Here is a 26323-nt window from a genome sequence, read left to right as displayed (position 1 = left end):
AGGATACGAAAAACTTGGTCGTGAAACGTTCCGCCCTTGGCTGGATCGCTCTGCTGGCGGTCCTCGGCATTCTGGTCGCCGCATGGATCGATGGCGGCGAAGAGCCGCTCCGGCCAATGAGCCATTCGGTCCAGGTACCGGAGAGCGCGCTGTGAAGCGGGGTCTGCTTCTTGCGGGGGCAAGTCTTGCTCTCACCTCGACCGTCGTTCTGGCGCAGCGGGCACCGGAAAGCATCCTTCCGCCCGCTACGCAGTCGCCAGCTCCCAATCCGGAGCCAGCGCCCGCACCGGCTCCTTCACCCGCGCCTGCGCCCGCTCCGTCACCGACAGAGGGCGAGGTGGTACAGCCGTTGCCGTCGCGATCCGCTCCGGCCCCGGTCGACACGTCGAACGTCAGCCCGTCGGACATCCCCTCCGCCGCGGAACTGGAAGCGATGACCACTTCCGAGCTGGACGAATTGTTCGGGCTCAAGCCGCGCTACGACATTCCCCCGGGCGCCCAGCGTTCGACCGAGGAAATCGGCGTCATCGGTCCGGGCGAGGGCGGCTTCCCGACCGGTTCGCTCGCCCGCCAGCCTGGCTCGATCGTGCAGGCGGCACTCGCTGCCTCGCAAGGACCGGTCATATCGCGCTGGGGTCATATCCTCCTGCGCCGCGCGCTCGCGAGTAGGCTCAATGCCCCGGCAGGCATGAGCGATGTCGACTTTGCCGCGCTGCGAGCCACCACTCTTAATTCCATGGGCGAACATGCCGCCGCACGCGCGCTGGTCCAGGATATCGACGCCGCGAATTACAATGGCGCGCTCGTCAATGCCGCTCTGGGCGCATACCTGGGGACGGCGGACATCGTGGGCGCCTGTCCGGTCGTCCGGCTGGACGGGGTGAGCGGCGAGGGGCTGCAATGGTCGATGGTGGAGGCGATCTGCGCCTCTTTCGCCGGTGAAGCATCGGGAGCGCAGAACGATCTGCGCCGTCTGCTCAACCGCACCGAGACTGACCGTATCGATGTTCTGCTGGCGCAGCGCTATGCCGGATCCGCCGGACAGGGGCGCCGGGCAGTCACGATCGAATGGGACGGCGTGGAAGAGATGAACCCGTGGCGGTTCGCGCTGGCCAATGCCCTCAGTATCGATCTGCCTGAGGAGCTTTCGGAAGATCTGGGGCCCTATTACCTCAAGTCTTCGGCGCTGATACCTGCGCTTCCGGCCGTGCAGCGGCTGCGCGGCGCGGACGAGGCGGCTGCGGCAGGCATACTGTCAGCCGAAGCCATGGTGGACCTCTACTCGCAGCTCTACGCCATGCGCGCGAACGAAGAGCAGAGCGCCGGCCTGACCACTGCCATTCGGCTCGGCGATGCTTATACCGAAGCCTCCGCGGCGGAGCGGCTTGCCGCCATCAAGGATGTGTGGGGCGGTGACGATACGGATTACGGCCGGCTGGTGCTCACCGCATATGCCGCGGCCCGCCTGACCCCTACGGCGGATTTCCAGAGCGATTCCGGCAGGCTGATCGCTTCCATGCTTACTGCCGGTCTCGACCGCGACGCCATGCGCTGGGCCGATGTCGTGGACACCGGCTCTGTCGGCTGGGCCTTGCTGGCGCTGGCCAACCCGGCTGGCGAAGAAGTGAGCGATGGCGATTTCGGCAGTTTCGAGGATGACGATGGCTCGTCGGGCAAGCGCAAGTCGCGCATGCTGCTGGCCGGACTGGCGGGGCTTGGCCGATTCTCTTCGGGCAATATCGCGGAATATAGCGAGACGCTCGGCGTGGACCTGTCCGCACCGACTGCCTGGACGCGCATGATCGACCGTGCGGCGGCCGCCGACAATGCTGCCTTGGTGACCATTCTCGCAGGCCTCGGCATGCAGGGAACCCGGTGGGACCAGATGACGGCGCGCCATCTCTACCACATCGTTGCCGCGCTCCAGCAAGTCGGGCTGGAAGCGGAAGCACGGATGATCGCTGCTGAGGCGGTTGCACGCGCCTGAGGGCCCAGATGATCGGTATCGACGAATTCCTGGCCATGCTCGCGACCGAACGCGGAGCGGCGCGCAACACGCTGCTCGCCTACGGCCGCGACCTGCGGCAGGCGGAAGAGATGGCGGGAAGCGAGCTGGCCGCGCTCAGCGCCGCGCAGCTGGCCAAGCTGGGGCAGGGGTGGTCCTCGCTGGCGCCGTCGACCATGGCCCGCAAGATTTCGGCCCTGCGGCAATTCTACGGTTTCCTTATCGATGAAGGCGAGCGCGAGGATGATCCCACCCATGCCTTGCCGCGCCCCGCGACCCGCCGCCCGCTGCCCAAGATACTGTCGCATGATCAGGTGGAGGCGCTCTTCCAGTGCGCCGAGACGGAAGCTGCAAGCGAGCGTGCCGAGGCAGTCCGCCTGCTGACCATGCTCGAGCTGCTGTACGGATCGGGATTGCGCGCCACCGAACTGGTCTCGCTGCCGCTGTCGGCGGTGCCGCGCGACGAACCATTCCTGACCGTCACCGGAAAGGGCGGGCAGGCCCGGTTGGTCCCGATCAGCTCGCGAGCCAAGAAAGTGCTATCGCGGTGGCTGGCCGTCCGCCAGACCGATTCCCGCTGGCTGTTTCCCTCGCGCAGCGGACATCTGACGCGCATTCGCCTGTTCCAGCTGCTGAAGGACCTGGCGGCGCGCGCGGATCTGCCGCCAGAAAAGCTCAGCCCGCATGTGCTGCGGCATGCTTTTGCCACACACCTGCTGGAGGGCGGGGCCGACCTGCGCGCATTGCAGACGCTGCTGGGACATGCCGACATCGCGACCACGCAGATTTACACCCATGTCGATGCCGCGCGGCTGGTGAAGCTGGTAAACGAACGCCACCCGCTTGCGCGCGCGCGCGCCAGCGACTAGCGGGGTGGCGATGATTTCCTATCTCGAATTTGAAAAACCTGTCGCGGAACTGGATCAACGCATTGCAGAACTGCGTGCGGCAGCGGAAGGCGACGATGTCGATATCTCCAACGAGCTGAAGCGGCTTGAGGTGAAGAGCGCCAGCCTGCTCGAAACCACCTATGAATCGCTCTCGCCGTGGCAGAAAACGCAGGTAGCACGCCATCCCGCGCGGCCTCATTTTCGCGATTATGTCGAACATGCATTCGACGAATTCGTGCCGCTTGGCGGCGATCGCAATTATGGCGAAGACGAGGCGATCATGGGCGGCCTCGCCCGGCTCGGCGGCCGCAAGGTGGTGCTGATCGGCCATGAGAAGGGCAACGATACCGCCAGCCGGATCCGGCACAATTTCGGCATGGGCAAGCCCGAAGGCTATCGCAAGGCCATCCGGCTCATGGAAATGGCCGGGCGCTTCGGCCTGCCGGTGGTGACGCTGGTCGATACTTCCGGCGCATTTCCCGGCGTCGAAGCCGAAGAGCGCGGTCAGGCTGAAGCCATTGCCCGGTCCACCGAAGCATGTCTTGCGCTGCCTGTGCCCATGGTGGCCAGCATCGTGGGCGAGGGCGGTTCGGGCGGCGCGGTCGCCCTTGCCAGCGCAGAACGCGTGCTGATGTTCGAACATGCGGTCTATTCGGTCATTTCGCCTGAAGGCTGCGCCTCGATTCTCTGGCGCACGGCGGAAAAGGCGCCCGACGCAGCCGAAGCGATGAAAGTGACGGCGCAGGATCTCGAACGCCTCGGCGTCATCGATCGCATTGTGGGTGAGCCGGTCGGCGGCGCGCACCGCGATCCGGTCGCCGCGGCAAAGGCGCTGGGCGAAGCGATCGGCGAAGAGCTCGACATGCTCTCGCGCAATTCTGCCGACGAGCTGAAACGGATGCGTGAAGAGCGGTTTCTGAAAATCGCCGGCTGAGGCAGTTCTGGCCCGCGGTGAGCGGGAACAACCGTCTGCTACTAAAGTTTCTCCTTGCATAGTTACAACTTACGGGCGTGGGGATGTCTCTGCTCGCCTGTGCAAGGGGAGCCTTAAATGCCCAGCTTCAAATCAATCGCCGCCGCGTCGACCGCTACTGTTTCGCTAGCTCTGGGCGGATGTGCCGCTCTGCCGGGCGGTGGCAATATTCCTAGCGCCTCCGAACCGATCACGCAGAGCGAGGCGCAGATGGGGGCGCAGGCACATCCCGAATTGCTCGCCGAATTCGGCGGCGCGATGACCGGATCCCAGGCTCAATATGTGGAGCAGGTGGGCAAAACGATTGCAGTCCAGTCGGGCCTTGGCAATGCTCGCGACAGCTTCACGGTCAGCCTCGTCAACAGCCCGGTAAACAACGCTTTCGCCATCCCCGGCGGCTATGTCTACACGACGCGCCAGCTCGTTTCGCTTATGAACAATGAAGCGGAACTGGCCGGCGTGCTTGGCCACGAAGTCGCCCACGTCGCGCTGCGCCACTCGCAGCGCCGCCAGGCCGCTGCGCAGCGCAACTCGCTGCTGGGTGCCGGTGCAGCAATCCTTTCGGGCATTCTGCTCGGTGGCAATCCGCTGGGCCAGCAGATCGGGCAAGCGGCCCTGCAAGGTTCGCAAATGCTGACGTTGAAGTTCTCGCGCAGCCAGGAACTCGAAGCAGATACGATGGGCATCCAATATCTGCAGAAGGCAGGTTACGATCCCCGCGCGATGGCCACCGTTCTCGCCAGCCTCGCAGCGCAGAACGCTCTCGATGCCAGACTTCAGGGCCGCGACAACGCCAGCCTTCCCGAATGGGCTTCGACTCACCCGGATCCGGCCAGCCGCGTACAGGCGGCTGCAAGCCAGGCTCAGGGAATGACCGGCGTAACCAACCGCGATACGTTCCTGACTCGCATCGATGGTCTGACCTATGGCGACGATCCTTCGCAAGGTATCGTCGAGGGGCGTCAGTTCATTCATCCGGAACTGCGCCTCGCATTCACTGCGCCGCAGGGATTCTACATGGTCAACAGCACCAGTGCCGTTTCGGTCAACGGGCAGAGCGGCAAGGCACAGTTCTCGCTGGCACCGTATAACGGTAATCTCCAGACCTACGTGAATTCCGTCTTTGCGGGCCTCAGCCAGCAGCAACAGATCCGTCCGGGCAATATCCAGACGACCACTGTCAACGGCCTGCCGGCTGCTTATGGCACCGCGCGCGTTAATAACGGGAATGGCCAGGTCGATGTGACGGTCTTCGCCTATGAGTTTGCGAGGGACCGTGCCTATCACTTCCTGGCAATCACTCCTGCCGGCGGCGCCAGCACTTTCAATTCGATGTTCTCGTCGGTGCGCCGGGTCTCGGCTTCGGAAGCGGCCAATGTCGTGCCCCGTGTGCTGGACGTAGTGACCGTGCAGCGCGGCGATACGGTCAGTTCGCTAGCGCGGCGCATGGCTTACAGCAGCGCGCAGGAAGAACGCTTCCGGGTGCTCAACGGGCTTGCCTCGGGCGAGGGCGTGACTGCCGGGCAGAAGGTCAAGATCGTGGTTCGCGGCAGCTGATCATGGCTCAGAACTATTGAATTCAAATAAAAAAGGGCGGCGAGGTTTCCCTCGCCGCCCTCTTTAATGCGAAATCGCAGAACTTAGGCGTTTGCACCCGACATGGTCGAAGCAACCTTGTTGAAGGTTTCGCCAAGCTGGTCGCCGAGAGCGCCCATGGCGGTCATGGCGGCAACAGCGATCAGAGCAGCGATAAGGCCGTATTCGATTGCGGTCGCGCCTTCTTCGTTCTTGCGAAGCTTCTTGATGAATTTCATGGTATGTCTCCTGGTTCAGTCTTCGGTACCCGACTCTCACCGTGTCCAACGGCTCGAGTTATTCTCGTTTTGACGGCGACTGATTGACAAATTGCTAATCAGGTTCGCTTTTCTTCCTACTTTATTTTTCCCGGGCCTCAGCGACCGTTGAGCTGACGTGGTTCCACATGTTGATGGTCGTCTTCCCAAAGGTTTCTAGAGCACCCACAAGGGCGAAGAATATCAGCGCGAGAATCAGCCCGTATTCAACAGCGGTCGCGCCCCGTTCATCGTGTCCCAATGCTTTCAAATATCGGACCACTTGGTTTGTCCCTCTTGTCGTTTCGTAGCTGACATCCTTCGACTAGGGGGGCAGGTCTTAAGAAAGTCTTTTCACGGATGACGAGATTGGAAAAAATTCCGACATGGATGCCGGTTGTCGCTGTCAGGCTCGTGGATGACAGGGGGCGCTGGCTTATGCATCGCCGCCCGCCGGGCAAGCATCATGCGGGACTGTGGGAATTTCCCGGCGGCAAAGTGGAAGGCGGGGAAACGCCCGCAGAAGCTTTGGTGCGCGAGGTGCGCGAGGAGCTGGATATCAAGATCGAATCGATGAATCTTGTGCCCGATACTTTTGCGCAGGAAGCGGTGAGCGAGGGGCGGCCGCCGATTGTCATACTTCTTTACACCTGCGCTTCCTGGAGCGGGGAGCCTCGGCCGTTAGAAGGTGGGAAGCTTGGCTGGTTCCTGCCCGCCGACGCTGCATTGCTCGATCGGCCGCCGCTGGATGTCGCCTTGATGAGCGGATTGCTTGAAAAAATTGCAGATTAGGTGTTGCCAAGGTCTCAGCTTCTGCCTATTGGCCGCCCTCCGACGCGCCAGTAGCTCAGCTGGATAGAGTACCTGACTACGAATCAGGCGGCCGGAGGTTCGAATCCTTCCTGGCGCGCCAAACAAGCCCATGACCCTCAGCGGTCGTGGGCTTTTTTGGTTTCTGGGGTCTTTTGCGAGGCGAGTTGGGGATTGTGGTCCCGGCCCTTGGAGCCCGTGGCCTTAAGTATTAAGGCGCCCGTCAGTCCGCACCGCGTTCCAGCGCATGCATGTCGTCATCACTGAAACCGAAGTGATGGCCTGCCTCGTGGATGACGACATGCCGCACGAGATCATCCATCCGCACGCCAGTCTCGCGCCATTCGGCGATCAGCGGTTCGCGGAACAGCCAGATACGCGCGGGCATGCGGTGGCTTTGCCAGATCGAACGGTCGGGCAGGGCCTCTCCCTGATAGAGGCCGCTCAGTTCCCATTTGTTCGTCAGATCGACCGCTGCCAGCTGTTCCGCCGTGGCGAAATCCTCGACCTGCAGGACGATATCACCCATCTGCTGGCGGAAATGGTCCGGTAGCGAAGCGACGACCGCTTCTGCCATCTGCTGCATCTGCGCTCTGGTAGGCGCTTCGGGCTGGTTCGTCATGAAACGGATATGCGATCCGCCCAGTGTCCTTTCAAGAATGGCCCCGTTTCAAGAATTGCGGAACCGGCATACCCGCCGCCTGTTCTGCAACCGAAGGAGTTTAGCGAACATGGCCGACACCAAAGAGATTTTCGATCGCCTCAAGCAGGATCACGACAAGCATCGCGAACTGCTCGACAAGCTGCTGCAGACCAGCGGCGACAGTGACGAGCGTGAACAGCTGTTCGAACAGCTCACCAAGGAGCTCAAGTCGCACGCCGCCGCAGAAGAGCAGGCGCTGTATTCGACCATGCTTCGCAAGCCGCCGACCACCGGCGAAACCCGCCACTCGGTGGCCGAGCATCATGAAATCGAGGAAGCGCTGAACGATCTGGCCGCAACCGACATGTCCGAAGGCGGCTGGCTGACCAAGTTCAAGACCTTCGATCACGATTATCGCCATCACATCGACGAGGAAGAGGAAGACCATTTCCCCGATTTCGCGAACTATCTCGACGAGAAGGACCTGGAGCATATGCGTTCGGTCTTCGATCGCCGTAAGAAAGAAGAGATGAGCGAGGCGGAAATGACGCCCGAGAAGAAAGAGGACGCGAAAGAATAAACGTGCTGGATGAGGGGGCAAGAGATGCGGGCGAGGAAACGCCCGATCCGAAAACCATTTCGAGGCTGGAGGACGGCGAGTCCTCCAGCGTCTGGCGTTTCGCGAAGGTCGACCGGGCCGCGGTCCTGATCGATGCGGCGGATTATTTCGCCGCCATGCAGGAGGCCATGCTCAAGGCGCGTTACCGCATCTTCCTGATCGGATGGGATTTCGACACGCGCATCCATCTCGCCGAAGGGCGGCGCTGGTGGCAGCGCAGCTACAAGCGCGAATATCCGGTCCGGCTGGGCAGCTTCATCAGCTGGCTGGTCCGCCACCGGCCCACGCTGGAAATACGGATGCTGAAGTGGAGCTTCGGCATCTTCAAATTCGTGATCCGCGGATCGATGTGGTGGGACCTCACCCGCTGGGCGCGCCATCGGCGAATCGATTTCAAGTTCGACAGCGCGCATCCCACCGGATGCAGCCACCACCAGAAGATCGCCGTGCTCGACAATTCGCTGGCTGTGTGCGGCGGCATCGACATGACCGTGAAGCGCTGGGACACGCGTGATCACAATGAGGACGAGCCCTTGCGCAAGACGCCGCGCGGAGGCCCTTACGAGCCCTGGCACGATGCGACCATGATGATGGAAGGCGAAGTTGCCGACGCGCTGAGCGACCTCGGCCGCGATCGCTGGATCAGGGCAGGGGGCACGCCGCTGCTGCCCGTCCAGCGGACCGACCGGAGCCTGTGGCCCGACGGGCTGGAGCCAACTTTCGAGAACATCGAAGTCGGCATCGCCCGCACCCGCGCGGCCCACCGTGACTGGGACAAGGTCGACGAGATCGAGACCCTGTTCGTCGAACATATCGGCCGCGCCAAGAAGTTCATCTATGCCGAAAGCCAGTATTTCGCCTCGCGCGCGATCGGAGAGGCGATGCTCAAGCGCGTGCAGGAAGACGATCCGCCCGAAATCGTGATCGTCCATCCCCGCCATGCCGACGGCTGGCTGGAACAGCAGGCAATGGATCACGCCCGGGCGCAGCTGGTCCGCTGTATCGAGGAGGCCGACAAGAAGGGCCGCTTCAGCATCTGGACGCCCTATTCCGGCATCACCCCGATCTATGTTCACGCCAAGATGATGATCGTCGACGACCGGATATTCCGCATCGGTTCGGCCAATATGAACAACCGGTCGATGGGCCTCGACAGTGAATGCGACGTCTTCGTGGACTGCGAGCGGGAAGGAAACGGCCATGCCGAAGACGCGATCCGGCGCATCCGCCATTCGCTTCTGGCCGAGCATTGCGGCCTGGAAGAAGACGAGATCGGCGATCTGCTCGACACGCATGGCTCGATGGCGACCATGATCGATCATTCGATCACCGAGGATGGCCGCAATCTGGTGCGCTACCACCCGCCCGAACTCAATGAAGTGGAAGAGAAGGTGGCGGAGAGCGGCCTGCTGGACCCGGAAGACCCGGAGGACCTGTTTGAGCCATTTGCCAAGGGCGGGCTTTTCCGCAAGGGAAGCCGTCTCGCGCGCATGCGCGAAAGGATCAGAAGGAAGAAAGCGAAGTGAGCAGCCTCGTAGGGCCCGACGAAGACAACCCGCTGGGCAAACCGCCCGTGCCGGAACATGTGCAGGATGCGATCCGCACGCTGATCGAATGGACCGGTGACGATCCGACCCGCGAAGGCCTGCTCGATACGCCGTCGCGAGTCGCGCGCGCGTGGAAGGAATATTGCCAGGGTTATGACGAGGATCCGGCCATACACCTGCGCCGCGTGTTCGAGGAAGTGGGCGGGTACAACGAGATCGTCCTGCTCAAGGACATTCCCTTTCAGTCGCATTGCGAACACCACATGGCGCCGATCATCGGCAAGGCGGCGATCGCCTATCTTCCCAACGACCGAGTGGTCGGCATTTCAAAGCTGGCCCGCGTCCTGCACGGCTTCGCGCGCCGCTTGCAGGTGCAGGAGCGCCTGACCGCGGAGGTGGCCGACTGCATCTGGGAACATCTCAACCCGCAGGGCGTGGCCGTGGTGATCGACGCCCAGCACAGCTGCATGACCGCGCGCGGCGTGCGTACCCCCGGTGTCGGCATGGTCACCAGCCGCATGATGGGCACGTTCCTCGATGATCCGCGCAGCCGGGAAGAAGTGCTGAAACTGATGGGTTACGGCTAGTCCGGGGCCCAGGCTGGCCGCCCGGTCAAGGCGTGGGCCGGTTCGCCGGTCCTCTCTTGCCGAAGGCCGCCAGCACATCGATGCCCGCTCCCTTGATGGTGGTGCGGTTTCTTCCCTTTGCCTTGGCTGCATACAGACGCCGGTCGGCGAGCTTGATGATCTCGCGCAAGTCGCCCTCGGCCTCGTCCAGTTCGCCGATGCCGGCACTGAATTGCAGGACATAGCCTGGCGCGAAATCAAATTTCGCGCGTAAGGCGGCATTGCGGATACGCTCGATCGCAGCAGCTGCCTCGGCGGCGCGGGTACGCGGGAAGATCACGAGAAATTCTTCGCCGCCCCAGCGGCCCACGATATCCTGATCCCGCATTTCCGCATTCACGATATGCGCGAATTCGCGCAGCACCTCGTCACCGGCATCGTGGCCATAGGTGTCGTTGCAGCGCTTGAAGTGATCGATGTCGAGCAGGGCCACGGCGGCGCGCGGCTTGGTGGTGCCCGCGTCTCGCAAGGCTTCGTCGGCCTGGTCGAGAGTGGCCCTGCGGTTCGAAAGATTGGTCAGCGGATCGATCATCGCCAGTTTGCGGAACTCGCGGCGGTGTTGCAGCAGCGTGAAGACCAGCAGCCCCAGCAGCAGCAGGATCGTGACGGCGCCGATCACGACAGCCAGTGCGAGCCTCCTGCTGGCCTGGCCCGACAATTGTTCCTTTTCCAGATCGGTTTGCAATTCTTGTGTCTGGAAGCGGGCCTGCGCGATGACCGTCGCATTGCTTTGTCTGCGCTCGTAAAGGTCTTCGTTGATCTCCCCGGCGCGAACGGTGTCCTGATAGGCTTCAGCGTAACGGCCGAGGGCATATAGCGCTTCGGCGCGCACTTCATAGGCCGCCGCCTGTTGCTTGGCGTTGGCTCGTTCAGCCCGTTCCGCAATGGCTTTGTTCAGCACGGATACCGCTTCCGCAGGCTTGTCCTGGCGCAGGAGAAGAGATGCCTTGGCGGTGCTGGCGAACATTGCCGTCGGTTCTCTCGGGCCGTTGAGTGCAGCGAAGGCAAGGTCGCACGAAGGCTGGGCCCGTTCGATCATATTGCCATCCAGGGCTGCCTGGCAGGCACCCAGTTCGGCGTAGGCCACTGCATAGTCGTTGCCGTAGCTTCTGGCTTGCTCGATGGAAGCTTCGAAGTCTGCCAGGGCGGCCAACCATTGGCCCATTTCCAGTTCGATGAATCCGCGGATCACATATTCGTTCGCGGCAAGATCATACAAGTCTTTGGCCACGAAATAGGAAAGCGCTTCGGAATGAAGTTGCTTGGCGTATTCGTATTGATGACCTTCGGACAGGATATAGGCGAGAAGAGATGCTGCTTCGGCCCGCGGGCGGCTGTTTCTTTCGGCATCGCGGTCGCGGTAAGCCTGGCTGGCGAACTCAAAAGCCTCGCGCCACTCGTCGTCCATGGATTTGTAATAGGCCAGATCAACGCCGAGACAGGTTTTCTGCCCGGAACTGGCGGGGAGAGTTGCGTGCGCCTCGGCTATGGCATCGAGCCTGCGCGATCGCGCCGTTCCGTCATCGATCTTCGCTGCCCTGCTGATCGCAAGGAAAAGCTTGATCGGATCGCCTTCCGGTAAGGGGGCAGCGATACGGTTGGCGGCGTCGATCGCAGAAGTACCCGGCTGCCCGGCCATGGAATAGGCGATCGACTGCGCGAGATAAAGATTGGCAATCCTGCGCCGATCGGCAGAATCGGTGCGTTCGATGGCCCGATCGATCCAGTCAATTGCCGCTGCGGGATCGCGCCCGACTTCATTCTCGGCCTCTATCACCAGCGGATCGTCGCTGCCGATGCAGCGCGCCGAAGCCAGCGAGGGAATGGCGAGAGAAAACAGGCCGATAGACATGGCGGCCGCCTGCCACCACCTGCAGGAAATCCGATCGTTTGCCATCCTCCTGCTCTCCCCAGCACTCAGGTCGCATGACTTCGTCAGGACATGGGACGAAACTAACCTCGCCTCTTCGCCTCTCATTAGACCAAAGTGATACACCTGTCAGGCCCGGTAAGGAATTAAGGGGTATCGCCCAGCGGACTTTCTGTTCAATCGGCGCGGCCGGGCATCTTCTGCGAAATCATTTTCCTACACCGATCGTTTCTGCTCCATCCTGCCGGATGACCGGAATCCCCGCCCATCGCTGCCGCCGCCGTCCGCCCTATTTCCATCCCGTGCCGCTCAGGCCGCGCAGCGATGGCTGGACGCTGGAGCGGCAATGCCGTTTCCTGGCGGCGCTTTATGTCACGGGATCGGTCAGCGCCGCGGCGCGTGGTGCGGGCATGTCGCGGGCGAGCGCCTATGGCCTGCGCGAAAGGGCTGGCGGCGAAGGTTTCGCCTTTGCCTGGGACCATGTGCTCAGCGGACCGGGAACGGGCCGTTCCAGCCGCCCGAAACCCAACTGGCGGAAGTTGACAATCGAAGAGCTGTTTCGATGGGTCGATGACGGGCTGGTGCAGCCGGTCATCTATCGCGGGAAGATGGTTGGCATTAGGCAAAAACCCGATATTTCCGCGCTGTTGCGGCTGGCGCGGCGGGGTGCCGGCCTCCCACGCAAAACGGGGGCGGGATCGTGAATCCCGCCCCCGTCAGAGTTTTTGAAAAGGCCCCGGTCGGTGTCACGCGGCCCGGGACATCCCGGCTTACATCTGGCCGAGCATATGGTCCGCGCTGGAGACCGAGAAATCGCCCGGCTCTTCCACGTTCAGCTGCTTCACCACGCCGTCTTCGACCAGCATGGAATAGCGCTGGCCGCGCTTGCCGAGACCGAAGCCCGAACCGTCCATCGTCAGGCCGACCGCTTCGGCGAAATCGCCATTGCCGTCTGCCAGCATGGTGATGTCGTCACTGCCGGCGGCCTTGTTCCAGGCGCCCATCACGAAGGCATCGTTGACGGCGGTGCCGACGATCTCGTCGACGCCCTTGGCCTTCAGTTCGTCGGCCTTTTCCACGAAGCCGGGAAGGTGGCGGGCCGAACAGGTCGGCGTGAAGGCGCCCGGAACCGAAAACAGCGCCACGGTCTTGCCGGCGAAATACTCGGACGACTGGACCTGTTCGGGGCCTTCTTCGGTGGCCTTTACCAGAGTTACGTCGGGCAGGCGATCGCCTACGTTGATTGTCATTTTGGAAACTCCTGTATGTCCCATCCTGCCACGCGACTTAATGCGCTGCGTCAGCCTTGCAAGCCATCGCATGGTTAAGATGGCTTTACCGCGGGGCTTTAAGTGTCGGTAAATTTTCCACCCTAGGCCTTTCCTGGCGAGCACGGGACGCTCGCTCAGGGAACACAGTATTATGCATTTCACGAAGAAATTGGGGGTTGCTTCCATCGCCGCTGCTCTGGTGCTTACACCGACGGCAGCCAGCGCCACCAGCCAGGACGAACAGGTACGCCGCCTCGACATCATGCTGATGGTAACATCGCTGCGGTGCCGGATGGGTGCGGACGATTTCCAGCCGCATTACCGCAAGTTTTCAGCGACGCACATCACCGCGCTGAATTCGGCCGCGCGCCGGCTGGAAGGCGGCCTCGTGGCCGCGCATGGCAAGAAGGGCGCCAAGCGCGCCCTCGACCGGATCAGCGTCGGCATGGCGAACGAATATGGTCAGGGCCACCCGTGGCTGGGCTGCGCGGAACTCAAGGAGATCACCGAGGATCTCTCGAAGAACAGCGATCCGGCTGTTCTCGCACAGGCTGCCGACGAACTGCTCGGCCCGGCACCGCGCAGCGGAGGCCTGTGGGCGCGACGCTAAAGGCTTTTCGGAGCCGGGTAGGGGGGCGGGCGGACAGCTTGCCCTCCTATCGGCGAGAGGCTAGGGCGGCGCCATCAAGGTGCCGCCCATTTTCATGTGCGGCACATCTTCTATCGAGATTGCAAAGGACCGCCCGTGGCCCAATTCAACGATTACGTTATCAAGGACATCAACCTCGCCGATTATGGCCGCGAGGAAATTCGCATCGCCGAAACCGAAATGCCGGGCCTGATGGCCACGCGCGAAGAATATGGCGAGGCGCAGCCGCTTAAGGGCGCGCGCATCGTGGGCTCGCTCCACATGACCATTCAGACGGCCGTGCTGATCGAAACGCTGGTAGCGCTGGGCGCGGAAGTACGCTGGGCGACCTGCAACATCTACTCCACGCAGGATCACGCCGCCGCCGCCATCGCCGCGCAGGACATTCCGGTCTTCGCCATCAAGGGTGAAAGCCTCGCCGATTACTGGGACTATGTCGGCAAGATCTTCGATTGGTCGACCGAAGGTGACGAAGACCTCACCGCCAATCTCATTCTCGACGATGGCGGCGATGCCACCATGTTCGCGCTGTGGGGTGCGCGGATCGAGGCGGGCGAAGAAATGCCCGAGCCGCAGAATGCCGAGGAAATCGAGATGCAGCGCGCGCTGAAGGATTTCCTCAAGCGCAAGCCCGGCTATCTCACCAAGTCGGTCAAGGCGATCAAGGGCGTCTCGGAAGAAACGACCACCGGCGTTCACCGTCTTTACCACCTCGCCAAGGGCGGCAAGCTGCCGTTCCCGGCGATCAATGTGAACGATAGCGTGACCAAGTCGAAGTTCGACAACCTCTATGGATGCCGCGAATCGCTGGTCGATGCCATCCGCCGCGCCACCGACGTGATGCTGTCCGGCAAGGTCGCTTGCGTCGCCGGTTACGGCGATGTCGGCAAGGGCTCTGCCCAGTCGCTCCGCAATGGCGGCGCGCGCGTGCTGGTCACCGAAATCGACCCCATCTGCGCGCTGCAGGCAGCGATGGAAGGCTTTGAGGTCGTGACCATGGAAGAGGCCGTGAAGCGCGCCGACATCTTCGTGACCACCACCGGCAATGAAGACGTCATCACCGCAGAGCACATGAAGGCGATGAAGCCGATGGCGATCGTGGCCAACATCGGTCACTTCGACAGCGAGATCCAGATCTCGGCGCTCGACAATTATGAGTGGACCGAACTGAAGCCCGGCACCGATTTGGTGAAGTTCCCCGATGGCAAGGAAATCATCGTGCTGGCCAAGGGCCGTCTCGTGAACCTCGCCTGCGCCACCGGCCACCCCAGCTTCGTGATGAGCTGTTCCTTCACCAACCAGGTGCTGGCGCAGATCGAGCTGTGGAAGAACACCGACGCTTACAAGAACGACGTCTACGTCCTGCCCAAGAAGCTCGACGAGAAGGTCGCCGCGCTGCACCTCGACAAGCTGGGTGTGCAGCTTACCAAGCTCAGCCAGGGCCAGGCGGATTACATCGGCGTTCCCGTCGAAGGGCCGTTCAAGCCCGAGCATTACCGTTATTGACAGGCGGCAGGGGCGGCCCGGCTTGGCGTCGGGCCGCCGCCATGGCGGCTGCATCTGCGGTTGCATCGAGCCCGCTAGCGGCATAGCTGGCTTGTAATGGAAATCACGCCTGTATTCCTGCCCCTGATCGGCCTGTTGCTTGCGCTGTGGGCCGGGGCAGCGATATTCCTGATGCTGAAGGCGAGCCGGGAAATCCGGAGCGCGCGTGCGCATCGCAACGCCGCGCGGCGTCTCGCCCGCATGGTCGAAGATGGGCCGGCGATCGCGCTTTTGGTGCGGTCCGACGGGCGGATCGAAGCACCGGATCGCTTTGCCCGCTGGATCGGGCTCGACACAGTGCCCGAATATCTCACCGAATTGTCCCGCGCGGATGGAAGCGGCCTTTCCGAAGAGCAGGTGGAAGAGCTTTCCTCCCATGTTCGCCGGACGCAAAAGACTGCTCGACCCTTCAAAATGGTGCTCCGGCCCATCGGTTCGCGAAAGACGCTCTCGCTAAGGGGAGCGCTGGCGGACCCGATGGTATCTCCCAGCGGGGCCGCGCTGGTCTGGGCATTCGACTTCACCGAAACCGAAGAAGAGCTGGCCCGGCTCGGCGAGGAAGCGGCCCGCGCGCGTGACGATTTCGCAGCCTTGGTCGGTTTGATCGAAGCGGCTCCCATGCCCATGTGGTTCCGCGGGTCGGACATGCATCTGCGGTTGGTCAACAAGGCCTATGTCGAAGCGGTCGGTGCCGAGAGTGCAGACCGGGTTGTGGCGGATCAGATAGAACTGGTCGAACAGATCGGTGGTCGCAGTGCGGCGCAGGTAGCGCAGCAGGCGGCGGATCGGCGCCAACCCATCGAACGCATCCTCTCCGCAACGATCAACAACGCCCGGCGCACCGTGCGTGTCACCGACCTTCCTCTGGTCGGGGAAGGGATTGCCGGCTACGCGATCGATATCGAGGAGATGGAGGAGCAGGCACGCGAATTCCGTGCTTTCCGAGAAGCCCAGCGCTCGATGCTCGACCAGCTTTCGATCGGGGTTGCTCAGTTCGACTCGCGCCAGCGCATGACCTTCGCGAACCAGCCCTTCCACCGCACCTTCGCCCTGCCGCCGGGCGTGGTCGGGGATCGCATTCGCTTCGATCAGATGCTGACCGTGGCGCGCGAAAACGGCAAGATCCCGGAGGTCCGCGATTTTCCCAGCTGGCGCAAGGAACTGGGCGAGTGGTTCCAGAAGGACGAGCCAGAAGAGTTCAACTGGCCACTCCCCGACGGTACGCATCTTCGCCTGGTTGCGCAGCCGCTGCCTGACGGGGGGCTGGTGATGATCGCGGAAGACCACACCGAACAGCTCGCTTTGTCCGCCACTCGCGACACTTTGCTCAGAACCCGCACAGCGACGTTTGACAGTCTCTCCGAAGCGCTGGCGGTGTTTGCGCCTGACGGCCATCTCGAACTGTGGAATCGCGGCTTTCCGATCGCCTGGGGTATCGAGAGCGAAGCTCTGGACGGGCACCCGCAAGCCGAACAATTGCTTGGCAATATTGCCACACAGCTGGCCAATCCCCAAGAGGTCGGCAAGATCGGGCAAACCATTCGCGCCGCCACGCTCGACCGCAAGAACAACCAGCATACTGTCGAACTCGCCGATGGGCGAACACTCACTTATAGCGGGGTGCCACTGCCGGACGGGAACGGCCTGCTCACCGTGCTCGATGTAACGGCCTCTCAACAGGCAGAGCAGGCGCTGAGAGAACGTAACCGCGCACTGGAAGAGGCGGATGCGGTGATGACGCGCTTTCTAGCGAGTATGTCTTACGAATTCAGGACACCGCTGACCACGATCGGGGGCTTTGCAGAACTGCTGACCCAAGGGGTGGCGGGCGATCTTTCGCCCCAGGCCAAGGAATATGTGCAGGCCATCACCACTTCGGTCGAGAAGTTGACCGAGCAAGTGGAGAACGTGCTGGACTTGTCGCAATCCGAAGCCGGACTGATGCCGTTGCGAAAGACCAAGGTTCAGGTGCTGCCGTTCCTGGAACAGATCGTTCGTCAGCGGGAAGATGCCATTATCGGTGCGGGACTATCTCTCGATCTCAATGGCAATCCGCAAAAGTCGATAGAGGTCGATCGGCAGCAATTGGAGCGGGCAATCGGCCAGCTGCTCGATAATGCTATCGCTCATACGCCGCGCGACGGAAAGATCATGATCGAGATCGCGAAACGTCGCGGAGTGAACCGTATCTCGATCACAGATACGGGGGAAGGCATGAGTCAGCACGAAATGACCCGTGCGCTGGAAGGAATTCGCATGAGCAGCGATGGAAAGGGGATCGAACGGCGGCATGGCCTTGGCATTCCGCTCGCTCGCCAGCTGATCGAGGCGCACGGCGGCACGCTGGACTTCCAGAGCAGGAAGAACGCCGGAACCACTGTGACGATCACGCTTCCATGATAGTGGATCTTGCCGATCTCGCTGCCATGGAAGCCTTTGGCGAACGTATTGCAGGCCAGTTGCGGCCCGGTGATGTCGTCGCGCTGTCGGGCGGGTTGGGTGCCGGCAAGACGACGCTGGCCCGCGCGATCATCGCGGCACTCGGCCACCGGGGCGAGGTGCCCTCTCCTACGTTTACCATCGTGGAAACCTACGATCATCTTCGCATTCCGCTGGTGCATGCGGACTTCTACCGACTCGATCATCCTTCCGAGGCGGCGGAGATAGGCCTGGATGATTACAGGGAAGGGGCGGCCTTGCTTGCCGAATGGCCCGATCATGCTGGCGGCTTCGAACATGAGGCCACTTGCCTTTCAATCGCGCTGGAAACGGTGGGAGAGGGCAGACAGGCCATTGTGAAGCCAGGCAAGGCTTGGCAAAGCCGCATGCCATGAGCGACGCCATATTCGACGACATCCAGACCTTCCTCGGTGCGACCCGCTGGGAAGGTGCAGAGATCGCCCCGCTGGTGGGCGATGCCAGCTTCCGCCGCTATTTCCGTATCCGCCGTGGTGGGCAAAGCGCGATGCTGATGCACGCACCTCCGCCGCATGAAGATCCGAAGCCCTTTCTGCATGTTGCCGAATGGCTCAATGCCAATGGTCTGCGCGGACCCGAAATCCTACGCGAGGACGCGTCGCAGGGCTGGGTGCTGACCGAGGATTTCGGCGACACGCGCATGAAGGAATGGGTCGACGATCATCCCGGTGACGAGCATGACATCTATGCTAAGGCGATCGACACGCTGGTTCAGCTGCACCGCCTGCCTCCCGGCCCGTTCGAACCTTATGATCTGGCCGTGTACCAGCGCGAAGCGGCGCTTTTCCTGGAATGGTACTGCCCCGCAGTTGGCCTGACAGTCGATGAGGCAGGGTGGGAGGCGGCTTGGGAAGAGGCGCTCACTCCGATGCTCCCGCGTCAGAATCCCGGTGTGACGGTGCTGCGTGACTATCACGCCGAAAACATCATGCTGCTGGAAGATGGCGCTCTTGCAGGCGAGCAGGGCCTGATCGACTTCCAGGACGCGCTCGTCGGCCATCCCGCTTACGACCTCGTCAGCCTTCTTCAGGATGCTCGGCGCGACGTGTCCCACCAATTCGAACATGACATGCTGTGCCGCTACCGCGCAGCAGCCGATCCTGGCGAGCATTTCGAAGCCGATTACGCGCGGCTCGGGGCCCAGCGGAACGCGAAGATCGTCGGCATCTTCACGCGCCTGTTCAAGCGCGACGGCAAGCCGCGCTATCTCGGCATGGTCCCGCGCGTCTGGAAAGCAATGGAACGCGATCTGGCGCATGAAGCCATGGCGCCGGTCGCGGCCTGGTTCGACGCCAATATTCCGCAGGATCTGCGCGATGCGCACGGGGGGAAGATTTCGTGAGCCGCCTCGTTTCTGATACCGCGATGCTGATGGCTGCCGGTCTCGGCAAACGGATGCGCCCGCTCACGGCAACCACGCCGAAGCCACTGGTGCGCGTCTTGGGCAAGCCGCTCATCGACCGCGCCCTTGACCGGGTCGAGGATGCGGGGATCGAAAAAGCGGTCGTCAATGTGCACTACCTCGCCGAATCGATCGAGGCGCATCTCGGGCCACGTAAATGTCCGGCGGTGCAATTCTCAGATGAACGTGACGAATTGCTGGAAACCGGCGGCGGGATGGTCAAAGCGAAGGCTGCGGGGATGCTTCCTGATCCGTTCTTCGGGTGCAATGCCGATAGCATCTGGCTCGACGGTCCGCGCAACGCCTTCGAAGAATTGTCCGCCGCTTGGGATCCCGAACGGATGGACGCGCTGCTGCTGGTGGTGACGCACGCACGAGCGCGGAATTTCGATGGGTCCGGCGATTTCTACATGGATGGGCGGGGCCAGCTTAAGCGCAAGCTGCCGGGCCGCATCGCGCCCTTCATCTACACCGGCATACAGCTGGTCTCGCACCGCTTGCTGCGCGATGCGCCGGACGGAAAGTTTTCGACCAATATCCTCTGGGACCGGGCGATCGAGGAAGGGCGCCTGTTTGGCATCGCCTTCACCGGCATGTGGTACGAAGTCGGCACGCCGCAGCATATTCGGCCGACCGAAGAGGCGCTGACGGGTGGCTGAGGCGCGGAGCGGGCCGCAAGTCTATTCCATCGCCGCGCACAGAGGCTTCGCCGACGCGCTCGTCGCCGGGCTGGTGCCCCGGTATGGAGACGGCGAACTGGGCTTGGCGCGACTAACCCTGCTGCTGCCCAGCTCACGCGCCCGGCGCACTATCTCCGAAGCGTTCATCCGCCATGCTGGCGGTGAGGGCCGCGCAGGCCTGCTGATGCCGCGCATGGCAGTGGTGGGTGATCTGGATCTGGACGAGGCTCTGGGGCCGCTGCTCGATCCGCTTGGCACGAGCGACATAAAACCCGCGATCGATCCGCAGCGGCGCATGTTCGCGCTCGCAAGGCTCATTGCCGAAGAGATGGGTGACGATGCCCCCAAGGGCGCGACGCTGCTCAGGCTGGCGCGCGAAACCGGCGCCACGATGGACCGCTTGTTGGTTGAGGATGTAGGGCCCGAGCAATTGCTCGATGAAAAGGTGGTCGACATCTTTCCCGACCTGTCGGAGCACTGGCAGCAATCCATCCGTCTGTTTGCGAACGTGCAGGTGAAATGGCTCACATGGCTGGGCGAGAATGGCATGCTCGACGCCGCCGCGCGCCGCAACCGCCTGTTCGACAAGGCGCGTGACATCTGGAAGGCGAACCCGCCTGCGACCCCGATCGTGGCTGCAGGCGTCACCAGTGCTGCCCCAGCTTTGGCGCGCTTGTTACGGGTTGTGAGCGAATTACCGCAAGGTGCGGTAATTCTTCCTGATTTCGATCTCACAATGAACGCCGCCGTGTGGCAAGAATTGGGCCGCGCTGGAGCCGCGCCGAACCCCGGCGATGCCGTGTTCGCCCGCGAAGATGCAGTCACGCACCCGCAGTATCACCTCAAACTGCTACTGAGCCGGATGGGGGTCGCGCGCGAGGAGGTGCAGCCGTGGCACCGGAAGGGCATGACCGCGGCTCCGCCCGAACGCAGTCACGCGATATCGGCGTTGTTCCTGCCCCCCGAGGCGAGCAAGGTCTGGGTCGAGCTGCCAGCCGAAAAACGGCGTCTGTCGGGAGTGCGCCTGATGGAGGCGGCCAATCCCGAGGAGGAGGCGCAAGCGATTGCGCTGCTGATCCGCGAGGCGTTGGCGGAGCCTGAAAAACGTGTTGCCGTCATCACCCCAGACCGCCCGCTGGCGCGGCGCGTCGTCCACCATCTTGCGCGCTGGAACATCGTGGCGGACGATTCCGCCGGTCGTCCGCTCTCGCAAACTGCGGCTGGGCGGGCGTTTCTTCTTGCTGCAGAGGTCATGGCGGAGGGGGCGAAGGCGGTTCCCCTGATGGCATTGCTCGGCCACCCGCTGGTGGATGGCAGAATGGACCGCGGGCGTTGGTTACAGCGGTTGCGCAAGCTGGAACGCGCGCTTCGCGGGCCGCGCCTCACGCCTGGGCTGGAACCGGCGCGTTCGGAAATCGCCCGGTTGGCAGAGAGACAGCCGGACATGGCAGATTGGTGGAGCGTCGCAGAAGCGCATGTGGCCCCGCTGGTCGAAATCGACCGGGATATACCGATTGATCTCGCCGACCTGATCGACACGCTTGCCGCCAGTGCCGAGGGGCTCTGTGGAGAGAAGTTTTGGGCACAGGAAGACGGGCGAACGCTTGCTGGCTTCGTCGAGGAGTTCCGGCTGCATGCGCGCGATGCTGCGTTTCAGACCGCACCGCGAGACATCGCTGCGGTGCTGGGCGATGCGATGGAAGAACGCGCCGTGCGCCCTCCCTATGGAGGCCACGCGCGGGTGCAGGTCCTCGGCTTGCTCGAAGCACGCATGAACCGGGCTGATCTGGTGATCTGTGCCGGCCTCAACGAAGGCGTCTGGCCTGCTCGCGGAAGCATCGATGCGCTGCTTGCGCCGCCGGTCCTGCGCGCCTTGGGCGTGCCGGGCGGAGATTTCCGCATTGGTCTGTCCGCACACGATCTCGCAGGTGCGATGGGCGCGCCCGAAGTGGTGCTCAGCCGCAGCGAACGAGACGAGGGCGGGCCCGCCATCCCCAGCCGCTTCCTCCTACGCGTACAGGCCTTGCTCGGAGACTTGCTGCCAAATTACGAGGACCGCAGAACGATCTCGCTCGCCCAAGTCATGACCCGCGCCCAAGCGGCGCCGCATTACCCGCGTCCGCGGCCTTCACCGTCGGCTGAACAGCGCGATGTCGACATCTCCGCTACGGCGCTCGATCGATTGCTGGGCGATCCCTACCAGTTTTTCGCCCAGAAGATCATGGGTCTGTCCGATCTCGATGCGCTCGACTCAGATCCGGATGCATTGTGGCAGGGCAATGTCGCGCACGAGATACTCGAACGCTGGCACGTGGCCCGCAACACGGACTCCGCGGCACGTATCGGGCCGATCATGGAGCAGGTACTCGACCAGCAGAATGCCGATCCGCTCATTCGCGGGCTGTGGCAGCCGCGGTTGCAAAAGGCGCTCGAATGGGTGGAGGCCAGCGTCTCTGGCTATGAAGAGCGGGAGGTGCTGGCAGTCGAAGCCAAGGGTGCGATGACATTCGACGGCGTATTCGTCCACGGCCGTGCAGATCGCATCGACCGACTGCCTGACGGAAGCCTTGCCATCGTCGACTATAAAACCGGAAAACCGCCCAGCGCGGCCATGGTCGAGGAAGGTTTTGCGCTCCAGCTCGGTATTCTCGGCCTGATCGCAGAAGACAACGGTTTCAAAGGCCTGACGGGCGAGCCCGGTGGTTATGAGTATTGGTCGCTTGGCCGGGCCAAGGACGATAATCCTCACGGCTTCGGATATGTCGAAGTGCCGCTCAAGGTGGGCAGCAAGCGGAGCGGCATCGCGCCAGAGGACTTTCTGCCGCTCACCCGTGGCAAACTGAGTGACGCGATCGGCAAATACATCAAGGGCGAGGCGCCGTTCACGGCGAGGGAGAACCCGAACTACCCAGCCTACGACACCTACGATCAGCTGATGCGACTGGAAGAATGGCTTCCCCGCCAGGGCGACGAGGAAGCAACAGCGTGAGCGGCAAGGTCTTTCCCCTGAAGGACGCGCAGGCGGACAGCGTCAATCCGAAGGACAGTGTCTGGCTGTCTGCCAGTGCGGGAACCGGCAAAACGCAGGTTCTGTCCGCGCGCGTGCTGCGGCTACTGCTGGAACCCAATGCCGATCCATCGCAGATCCTCTGCCTTACTTTTACCAAGGCTGGCGCGGCGGAAATGGCGGTCCGCGTCAATTCGGTGCTGGCGCGCTGGGTTCGCATGGATGCGGGTCAGCTGGCGCTGGAACTGGGCCATCTCGGTGCGGGGATCGATCCCGATACCCAGTCGCGCGCCCGCTCGCTCTTCGCCCGCGTTCTCGACTGCCCCGGCGGGGGCCTGCGGATCGACACGATCCACGCATTTGCGCAATACCTGCTCGGCGCTTTTCCCAGCGAGGCAGGCGTGCTTCCCGGCAGCCAGCCGATGGAGGACCGCGATCGCGATCTGCTGAGCCGCGATGTTCTCTCGGATCTGCTGGCCGAGGGCGACCCCGCCACTCGCGAAGCGGTCGCGGAAATGAGCCGCCGCAAGGGCCCCGATGCCGTGCTTGGCTGGTTGATGCGCTGCGCGCGCCATAAGGAACTGTGGGATCAGCCGGGATGGCAGCACGGCCTTCGCGACCCGGTACGGCGCCTGCTCGGCGTGCCTGTGAATGCTGATGAGGCGTGGGTGGCCGATGCCTGCTCGGACGCGAACTTCCCGGTCGGTACGCTGCGCGCCATGCTGCCAGCCTTTGATGGATGGAAAACCAAGGCCGCCGAGACCAGCACATCCTTCATCCAGCACTGGCTGGCTTTGGAACCAGCAACGCGCCTCGCCGAACTATGCGGCTTCACCCAGCGAAATTGCATCCTCAAAAAGGATGGCGAGCCCACCTCGATGAAGGGTGCGGAGAAGAACGATTCCGCTTTCCCGGGCAAGCAGCAGGAGATAGCTGCGGCGGTCGCAGCAGTGAACGATCGGCGCGAACTGCTCGCACTTGCCGATTTTCTCGCCCCGCAGCTGGAGGCCGGGCGCGCCTTCGCGCTGCGTTGGGAAGAGGCGAAAGCGCGTGAAGGCTTCGTCGATTTTGACGACCTCATCCACCGTGCCGCTCGCCTTCTGTCGTCGAGCCAGATGGCGGACTGGATCCGTTACAAGCTCGACCGCAGCTTCGATCACATTCTCGTCGACGAGGCGCAGGATACGAACAAGGCGCAGTGGGCCATCGTGAAGGCACTGACCGATGATTATTTCGACGGGCTCGGGGCGCGCGGTGATGCGGTCCGCACCATTTTCACGGTTGGCGATTACAAGCAGGCGATCTTCGGGTTCCAAGGCACCAGTCCGGAGAACTTCCGCGAGGCCCGCGACTATTTCCGCGACAAGATGGATGCGGCGTCGGCTGCTGCGATGGAAAGCAGGGCGACACACGGGGCAGGGCGGCTGGAGGAATATGACCTCGGCCGGAGCTACCGGACCAATCAGACGGTGCTGGGCTTCGTGGACAGGGCGATGGCCAGCATCGGGCATCAGGATTTCGGGCTGGAAGAGCCATCGCCCCCCCATATCGGTGCCGATGCGCCCGGTCTGGTTACGCTGTGGAAAGAGGTCCGCATCGCGGAAGGCGAAGATGAGGCGAGCGAGGAGAATGGCTGGCTTGCGCGGCACGATCGCCTGATCGCTGACCGGATCGCGCAGCAAGTCGCCAGTTGGCTCGATCCCGCGGGGGATGGCTTCACTCTGGTCAAGGGAGAGGCGCGGCGGGCCGGAGCGGGCGATGTCATGGTGCTGGTCCAGAAACGGCGCGAGCTTGCATCGCTGATCGTGGCGCGGCTTTACGCGCATGGGGTGCCGGTGGCCGGTGTCGACCGGCTGAGGCTCGGCAATCCGCTGGCGGTGAAGGACCTGATGGCGGCAATTCGCTTTGCTGCACAGCCGCTGGACGATCTCACGCTCGCAAGCCTGCTTGTCTCGCCGCTGTTCGGCTGGAGCCAGAAAGAGCTGCTCGAATTCGGATGGCGTGAGAAAGGCATCCGCTTTTGGGACCATGTGCGCAGCTCGGACCATCCGCGCATTGCGGAGACGGTCCATGGCTTGCGCGAAATTCTGCGCCGTGCGGATTACGACAGTCCGCAGCAATTGCTGCACTACATTCTCGTCGGTCCGCTCGATGGTCGCCGCAAGCTGGTGGCGCGGCTGGGGCGGGAAGCGAACGATCCGGTGGACGAACTGCTGAACGCCGCGAATGCCTATGCATCGACCCATGTCACGAGCCTGCAGGGCTTCATCCGCTGGTTCGATGCCGGAGACGGCGAGGTGAAGCGCGAGGCAGGCAAGGGCGGCGATCAGGTCCGCGTGATGACGGGCCACGGCTCGAAAGGTCTGCAGGCCCCCATCGTGATCCTGGCGGATGCGGCGATCAGGCCCGATGCCTCAGGCGAACTCGCGCTTGAGGACACGCCGCTCGGCGCGAAAGAGAGCAATATCATTCCGCTGCCTCCCCTGACCAAGGAAGAAAAGGTCGGTCCGCTCAAGGCCGTGGAAGAGCTCAACGCCACCCGCGCGATGCAGGAACACTGGCGCCTGCTCTATGTGGCCATGACCCGCGCGGAAGAGGCGCTGTTTATCGGCGGCTCGCTTGGCCCGCGCGATGCCAAGAACGGGCCGCATGAAGATAGCTGGTACGCCCGGCTCTCGGCGCTGTTCGACGAGGATGAGGCGGTCGACGATGCGATCTGGGGCGCCCGCTGGGAAACGGGCGAGCGGGCTCCTGCAGTGCCTGCCCCGGCGAAGGAGACGCAGGTCGCGACTACTCAGTTGCCGCTATGGGCGCAGCAGCCCGTCGGCCCGGAACCGCGGCCTCCACGCCCGCTCGCGCCGTCGGGTCTGGGTGAAGTTGAAGGAAGCGATCCGCCGCTCCCGCCGGAAGCCGCTGCCGGTGCGGCCCGGCGCGGCGTGCTAATCCACGCGCTGCTAGAGCGGTTGCCGGAAGTGGCACCCGAGCGGCGCGAGGATGCTGCGGCGAAATGGCTGGCCCGGCAGGCCAACGATCTGCCTGCAGGAGAGCGCGAAGAGATGCTTTCGCGCGCTCTGGCCGTGCTGGACGAACCGGGCTTCGCCGATCTCTTCGGACCCGGCGCGCTAGCGGAAATCCCGCTTGCGGCGACAGTGGAGGGGCAGGTCGTGATGGGGACCGCAGACCGATTGCTGGTAACGCCTGACAAGGTGACCGTGGTCGATTTCAAGACCGCCCGCCGCCCGCCGACATCGCTCGACGCCATCCCGGATACAACGCTTCGCCAGATGGCGGCCTATGTCGCGGCGCTCGAGGCGATATATCCGGGCCGTGCGGTGGACGCAGCCGTGCTTTACACCCAGACACCCCAACTCATTGCCTTGCCCGCCGCCACTCTCGCGCCATACAAGGCCGCATTTGCCGATCGGCAGGAAAGCTTTCCCGCGATGGCCGTTGAGTAATTAGCCCACGCGCCCATA

Annotated in this window: 23 protein-coding genes and 1 tRNA gene; 19 read left to right on the top strand and 5 right to left on the bottom strand. The window is 63.0% G+C overall.

Going from position 1 to position 26323, the window contains the following annotated elements; all coding sequences use genetic code 11:
* Nucleotides 1–20 precede the first annotated feature (20 nt).
* The 5 genes from K3175_RS14265 to K3175_RS02575 all read left to right on the top strand — a co-directional run bounded on the left by K3175_RS14265 (nucleotide 21) and on the right by K3175_RS02575 (nucleotide 5425).
* Nucleotides 21–155: a hypothetical protein gene (locus K3175_RS14265; protein ID WP_282098236.1), complete on the top strand. Its 135-nt coding sequence runs from the start codon at nucleotides 21–23 to the stop codon at nucleotides 153–155.
* Nucleotides 152–1987 (top strand): hypothetical protein, encoded by a 1836-nt coding sequence (locus K3175_RS02590; protein ID WP_221541800.1) that lies wholly within the window; start codon nucleotides 152–154, stop codon nucleotides 1985–1987. Before K3175_RS14265 ends, K3175_RS02590 begins: the two co-directional genes overlap by 4 nt.
* A gap of 8 nt (nucleotides 1988–1995) precedes the next feature.
* Nucleotides 1996–2874 (top strand): tyrosine recombinase, encoded by an 879-nt coding sequence (locus K3175_RS02585; RefSeq protein WP_221541799.1) that lies wholly within the window; start codon nucleotides 1996–1998, stop codon nucleotides 2872–2874.
* 10 nt (nucleotides 2875–2884) lie between these two features.
* The gene (locus tag K3175_RS02580; RefSeq protein ID WP_221541798.1) at nucleotides 2885–3829 is read left to right on the top strand and encodes an acetyl-CoA carboxylase carboxyltransferase subunit alpha; all 945 of its coding nucleotides are present in this window, start codon (nucleotides 2885–2887) and stop codon (nucleotides 3827–3829) included.
* A 117-nt stretch (nucleotides 3830–3946) separates the two neighbouring features.
* Complete coding sequence (locus K3175_RS02575; protein ID WP_221541797.1) at nucleotides 3947–5425, top strand: M48 family metalloprotease; 1479 nt, start codon at nucleotides 3947–3949, stop codon at nucleotides 5423–5425.
* An 83-nt stretch (nucleotides 5426–5508) separates the two neighbouring features.
* On the opposite strand, the gene K3175_RS02570 is transcribed toward K3175_RS02575, so the two are convergent.
* A complete protein-coding gene (locus K3175_RS02570) occupies nucleotides 5509–5682 on the bottom strand; it encodes a Flp family type IVb pilin (protein WP_221541796.1) in 174 nt (57 codons plus the stop codon).
* A gap of 121 nt (nucleotides 5683–5803) precedes the next feature.
* The gene (locus tag K3175_RS02565; RefSeq protein WP_221541795.1) at nucleotides 5804–5983 is read right to left on the bottom strand and encodes a Flp family type IVb pilin; all 180 of its coding nucleotides are present in this window, start codon (nucleotides 5981–5983) and stop codon (nucleotides 5804–5806) included.
* A gap of 86 nt (nucleotides 5984–6069) precedes the next feature.
* Here K3175_RS02565 and K3175_RS02560 point away from each other — a divergent pair, with 86 nt between their 5' ends.
* Nucleotides 6070–6492, top strand: coding sequence for a (deoxy)nucleoside triphosphate pyrophosphohydrolase (locus tag K3175_RS02560; RefSeq protein ID WP_425594820.1), 423 nt, complete (start codon nucleotides 6070–6072; stop codon nucleotides 6490–6492).
* Between the two features lie 44 nt (nucleotides 6493–6536).
* Nucleotides 6537–6613 (top strand) — tRNA-Arg (locus K3175_RS02555).
* Nucleotides 6614–6733: 120 nt separating this feature from the next.
* Here the strand turns inward: K3175_RS02555 and K3175_RS02550 are convergent.
* The gene (locus K3175_RS02550; protein WP_221541793.1) at nucleotides 6734–7132 is read right to left on the bottom strand and encodes a metallopeptidase family protein; all 399 of its coding nucleotides are present in this window, start codon (nucleotides 7130–7132) and stop codon (nucleotides 6734–6736) included.
* Between the two features lie 109 nt (nucleotides 7133–7241).
* Between K3175_RS02550 and K3175_RS02545 the strand changes: the two genes are divergently transcribed.
* Genes K3175_RS02545 through folE form a run of 3 tightly spaced genes read left to right on the top strand, consistent with a single transcriptional unit; the run spans nucleotide 7242 to nucleotide 9906 of the window.
* Complete coding sequence (locus K3175_RS02545) at nucleotides 7242–7733, top strand: hemerythrin domain-containing protein (protein ID WP_221541792.1); 492 nt, start codon at nucleotides 7242–7244, stop codon at nucleotides 7731–7733.
* 2 nt (nucleotides 7734–7735) lie between these two features.
* Nucleotides 7736–9298, top strand: coding sequence for a phospholipase D-like domain-containing protein (locus K3175_RS02540; RefSeq protein ID WP_345719299.1), 1563 nt, complete (start codon nucleotides 7736–7738; stop codon nucleotides 9296–9298).
* Complete coding sequence (folE, locus tag K3175_RS02535; RefSeq protein ID WP_221541791.1) at nucleotides 9295–9906, top strand: GTP cyclohydrolase I FolE; 612 nt, start codon at nucleotides 9295–9297, stop codon at nucleotides 9904–9906. The genes K3175_RS02540 and folE overlap by 4 nt, the downstream gene beginning before the upstream one ends.
* A gap of 25 nt (nucleotides 9907–9931) precedes the next feature.
* Here the strand turns inward: folE and K3175_RS02530 are convergent, their stop codons facing one another.
* Complete coding sequence (locus tag K3175_RS02530; RefSeq protein WP_221541790.1) at nucleotides 9932–11797, bottom strand: GGDEF domain-containing protein; 1866 nt, start codon at nucleotides 11795–11797, stop codon at nucleotides 9932–9934.
* A gap of 266 nt (nucleotides 11798–12063) precedes the next feature.
* On the opposite strand from K3175_RS02530, the gene K3175_RS02525 reads away from it, so the two are divergent.
* Nucleotides 12064–12519, top strand: coding sequence for a hypothetical protein (locus K3175_RS02525; protein ID WP_221541789.1), 456 nt, complete (start codon nucleotides 12064–12066; stop codon nucleotides 12517–12519).
* A 66-nt stretch (nucleotides 12520–12585) separates the two neighbouring features.
* On the opposite strand, the gene K3175_RS02520 is transcribed toward K3175_RS02525, so the two are convergent.
* The gene (locus K3175_RS02520) at nucleotides 12586–13065 is read right to left on the bottom strand and encodes a peroxiredoxin (protein ID WP_221541788.1); all 480 of its coding nucleotides are present in this window, start codon (nucleotides 13063–13065) and stop codon (nucleotides 12586–12588) included.
* A 172-nt stretch (nucleotides 13066–13237) separates the two neighbouring features.
* Between K3175_RS02520 and K3175_RS02515 the strand changes: the two genes are divergently transcribed.
* The 8 genes from K3175_RS02515 to addA all read left to right on the top strand — a co-directional run bounded on the left by K3175_RS02515 (nucleotide 13238) and on the right by addA (nucleotide 26305).
* A complete protein-coding gene (locus tag K3175_RS02515; protein ID WP_221541787.1) occupies nucleotides 13238–13696 on the top strand; it encodes an S-adenosyl-L-homocysteine hydrolase in 459 nt (152 codons plus the stop codon).
* A gap of 135 nt (nucleotides 13697–13831) precedes the next feature.
* A complete protein-coding gene (gene ahcY, locus K3175_RS02510) occupies nucleotides 13832–15241 on the top strand; it encodes an adenosylhomocysteinase (RefSeq protein ID WP_221541786.1) in 1410 nt (469 codons plus the stop codon).
* Nucleotides 15242–15337: 96 nt separating this feature from the next.
* Nucleotides 15338–17680: a sensor histidine kinase gene (locus tag K3175_RS02505; protein WP_221541785.1), complete on the top strand. Its 2343-nt coding sequence runs from the start codon at nucleotides 15338–15340 to the stop codon at nucleotides 17678–17680.
* A complete protein-coding gene (tsaE, locus tag K3175_RS02500; protein ID WP_221541784.1) occupies nucleotides 17677–18114 on the top strand; it encodes a tRNA (adenosine(37)-N6)-threonylcarbamoyltransferase complex ATPase subunit type 1 TsaE in 438 nt (145 codons plus the stop codon). Before K3175_RS02505 ends, tsaE begins: the two co-directional genes overlap by 4 nt.
* Nucleotides 18111–19100, top strand: coding sequence for an aminoglycoside phosphotransferase family protein (locus tag K3175_RS02495; RefSeq protein WP_221541783.1), 990 nt, complete (start codon nucleotides 18111–18113; stop codon nucleotides 19098–19100). Before tsaE ends, K3175_RS02495 begins: the two co-directional genes overlap by 4 nt.
* Nucleotides 19097–19819: a nucleotidyltransferase family protein gene (locus tag K3175_RS02490; protein WP_221541782.1), complete on the top strand. Its 723-nt coding sequence runs from the start codon at nucleotides 19097–19099 to the stop codon at nucleotides 19817–19819. Before K3175_RS02495 ends, K3175_RS02490 begins: the two co-directional genes overlap by 4 nt.
* Nucleotides 19812–22829, top strand: a complete 3018-nt coding sequence (addB, locus tag K3175_RS02485; protein WP_221541781.1) for a double-strand break repair protein AddB — start codon at nucleotides 19812–19814, stop codon at nucleotides 22827–22829. The genes K3175_RS02490 and addB overlap by 8 nt, the downstream gene beginning before the upstream one ends.
* Complete coding sequence (gene addA / locus K3175_RS02480; protein WP_345719298.1) at nucleotides 22826–26305, top strand: double-strand break repair helicase AddA; 3480 nt, start codon at nucleotides 22826–22828, stop codon at nucleotides 26303–26305. The genes addB and addA overlap by 4 nt, the downstream gene beginning before the upstream one ends.
* Nucleotides 26306–26323 lie beyond the last annotated feature (18 nt).

The sequence above is a fragment of the Qipengyuania aestuarii genome (assembly GCF_019711535.1).
Lineage (GTDB): Bacteria > Pseudomonadota > Alphaproteobacteria > Sphingomonadales > Sphingomonadaceae > Qipengyuania > Qipengyuania aestuarii.
This window is presented reverse-complemented; position numbering and strand designations above follow the sequence as displayed.

What these genes read in the sequence shown, in the direction of transcription:
- K3175_RS02545 (WP_221541792.1), top strand. Translation starts at nt 7,242, where the DNA reads ATGGCCGACACCAAAGAGATTTTCGATCGCCTCAAGCAGGATCACGAC.
- K3175_RS02525 (WP_221541789.1), top strand. Translation starts at nt 12,064, where the DNA reads ATGACCGGAATCCCCGCCCATCGCTGCCGCCGCCGTCCGCCCTATTTC.
- K3175_RS02580 (WP_221541798.1), top strand. Translation starts at nt 2,885, where the DNA reads ATGATTTCCTATCTCGAATTTGAAAAACCTGTCGCGGAACTGGATCAA.
- K3175_RS02575 (WP_221541797.1), top strand. Translation starts at nt 3,947, where the DNA reads ATGCCCAGCTTCAAATCAATCGCCGCCGCGTCGACCGCTACTGTTTCG.
- K3175_RS02520 (WP_221541788.1), bottom strand. Translation starts at nt 13,065, where the DNA reads ATGACAATCAACGTAGGCGATCGCCTGCCCGACGTAACTCTGGTAAAG.
- K3175_RS02505 (WP_221541785.1), top strand. Translation starts at nt 15,338, where the DNA reads ATGGAAATCACGCCTGTATTCCTGCCCCTGATCGGCCTGTTGCTTGCG.
- K3175_RS02585 (WP_221541799.1), top strand. Translation starts at nt 1,996, where the DNA reads ATGATCGGTATCGACGAATTCCTGGCCATGCTCGCGACCGAACGCGGA.
- K3175_RS02530 (WP_221541790.1), bottom strand. Translation starts at nt 11,797, where the DNA reads ATGTCTATCGGCCTGTTTTCTCTCGCCATTCCCTCGCTGGCTTCGGCG.
- K3175_RS02570 (WP_221541796.1), bottom strand. Translation starts at nt 5,682, where the DNA reads ATGAAATTCATCAAGAAGCTTCGCAAGAACGAAGAAGGCGCGACCGCA.
- tsaE (WP_221541784.1), top strand. Translation starts at nt 17,677, where the DNA reads ATGATAGTGGATCTTGCCGATCTCGCTGCCATGGAAGCCTTTGGCGAA.
- K3175_RS02550 (WP_221541793.1), bottom strand. Translation starts at nt 7,132, where the DNA reads ATGACGAACCAGCCCGAAGCGCCTACCAGAGCGCAGATGCAGCAGATG.
- K3175_RS02495 (WP_221541783.1), top strand. Translation starts at nt 18,111, where the DNA reads ATGAGCGACGCCATATTCGACGACATCCAGACCTTCCTCGGTGCGACC.
- K3175_RS02515 (WP_221541787.1), top strand. Translation starts at nt 13,238, where the DNA reads ATGCATTTCACGAAGAAATTGGGGGTTGCTTCCATCGCCGCTGCTCTG.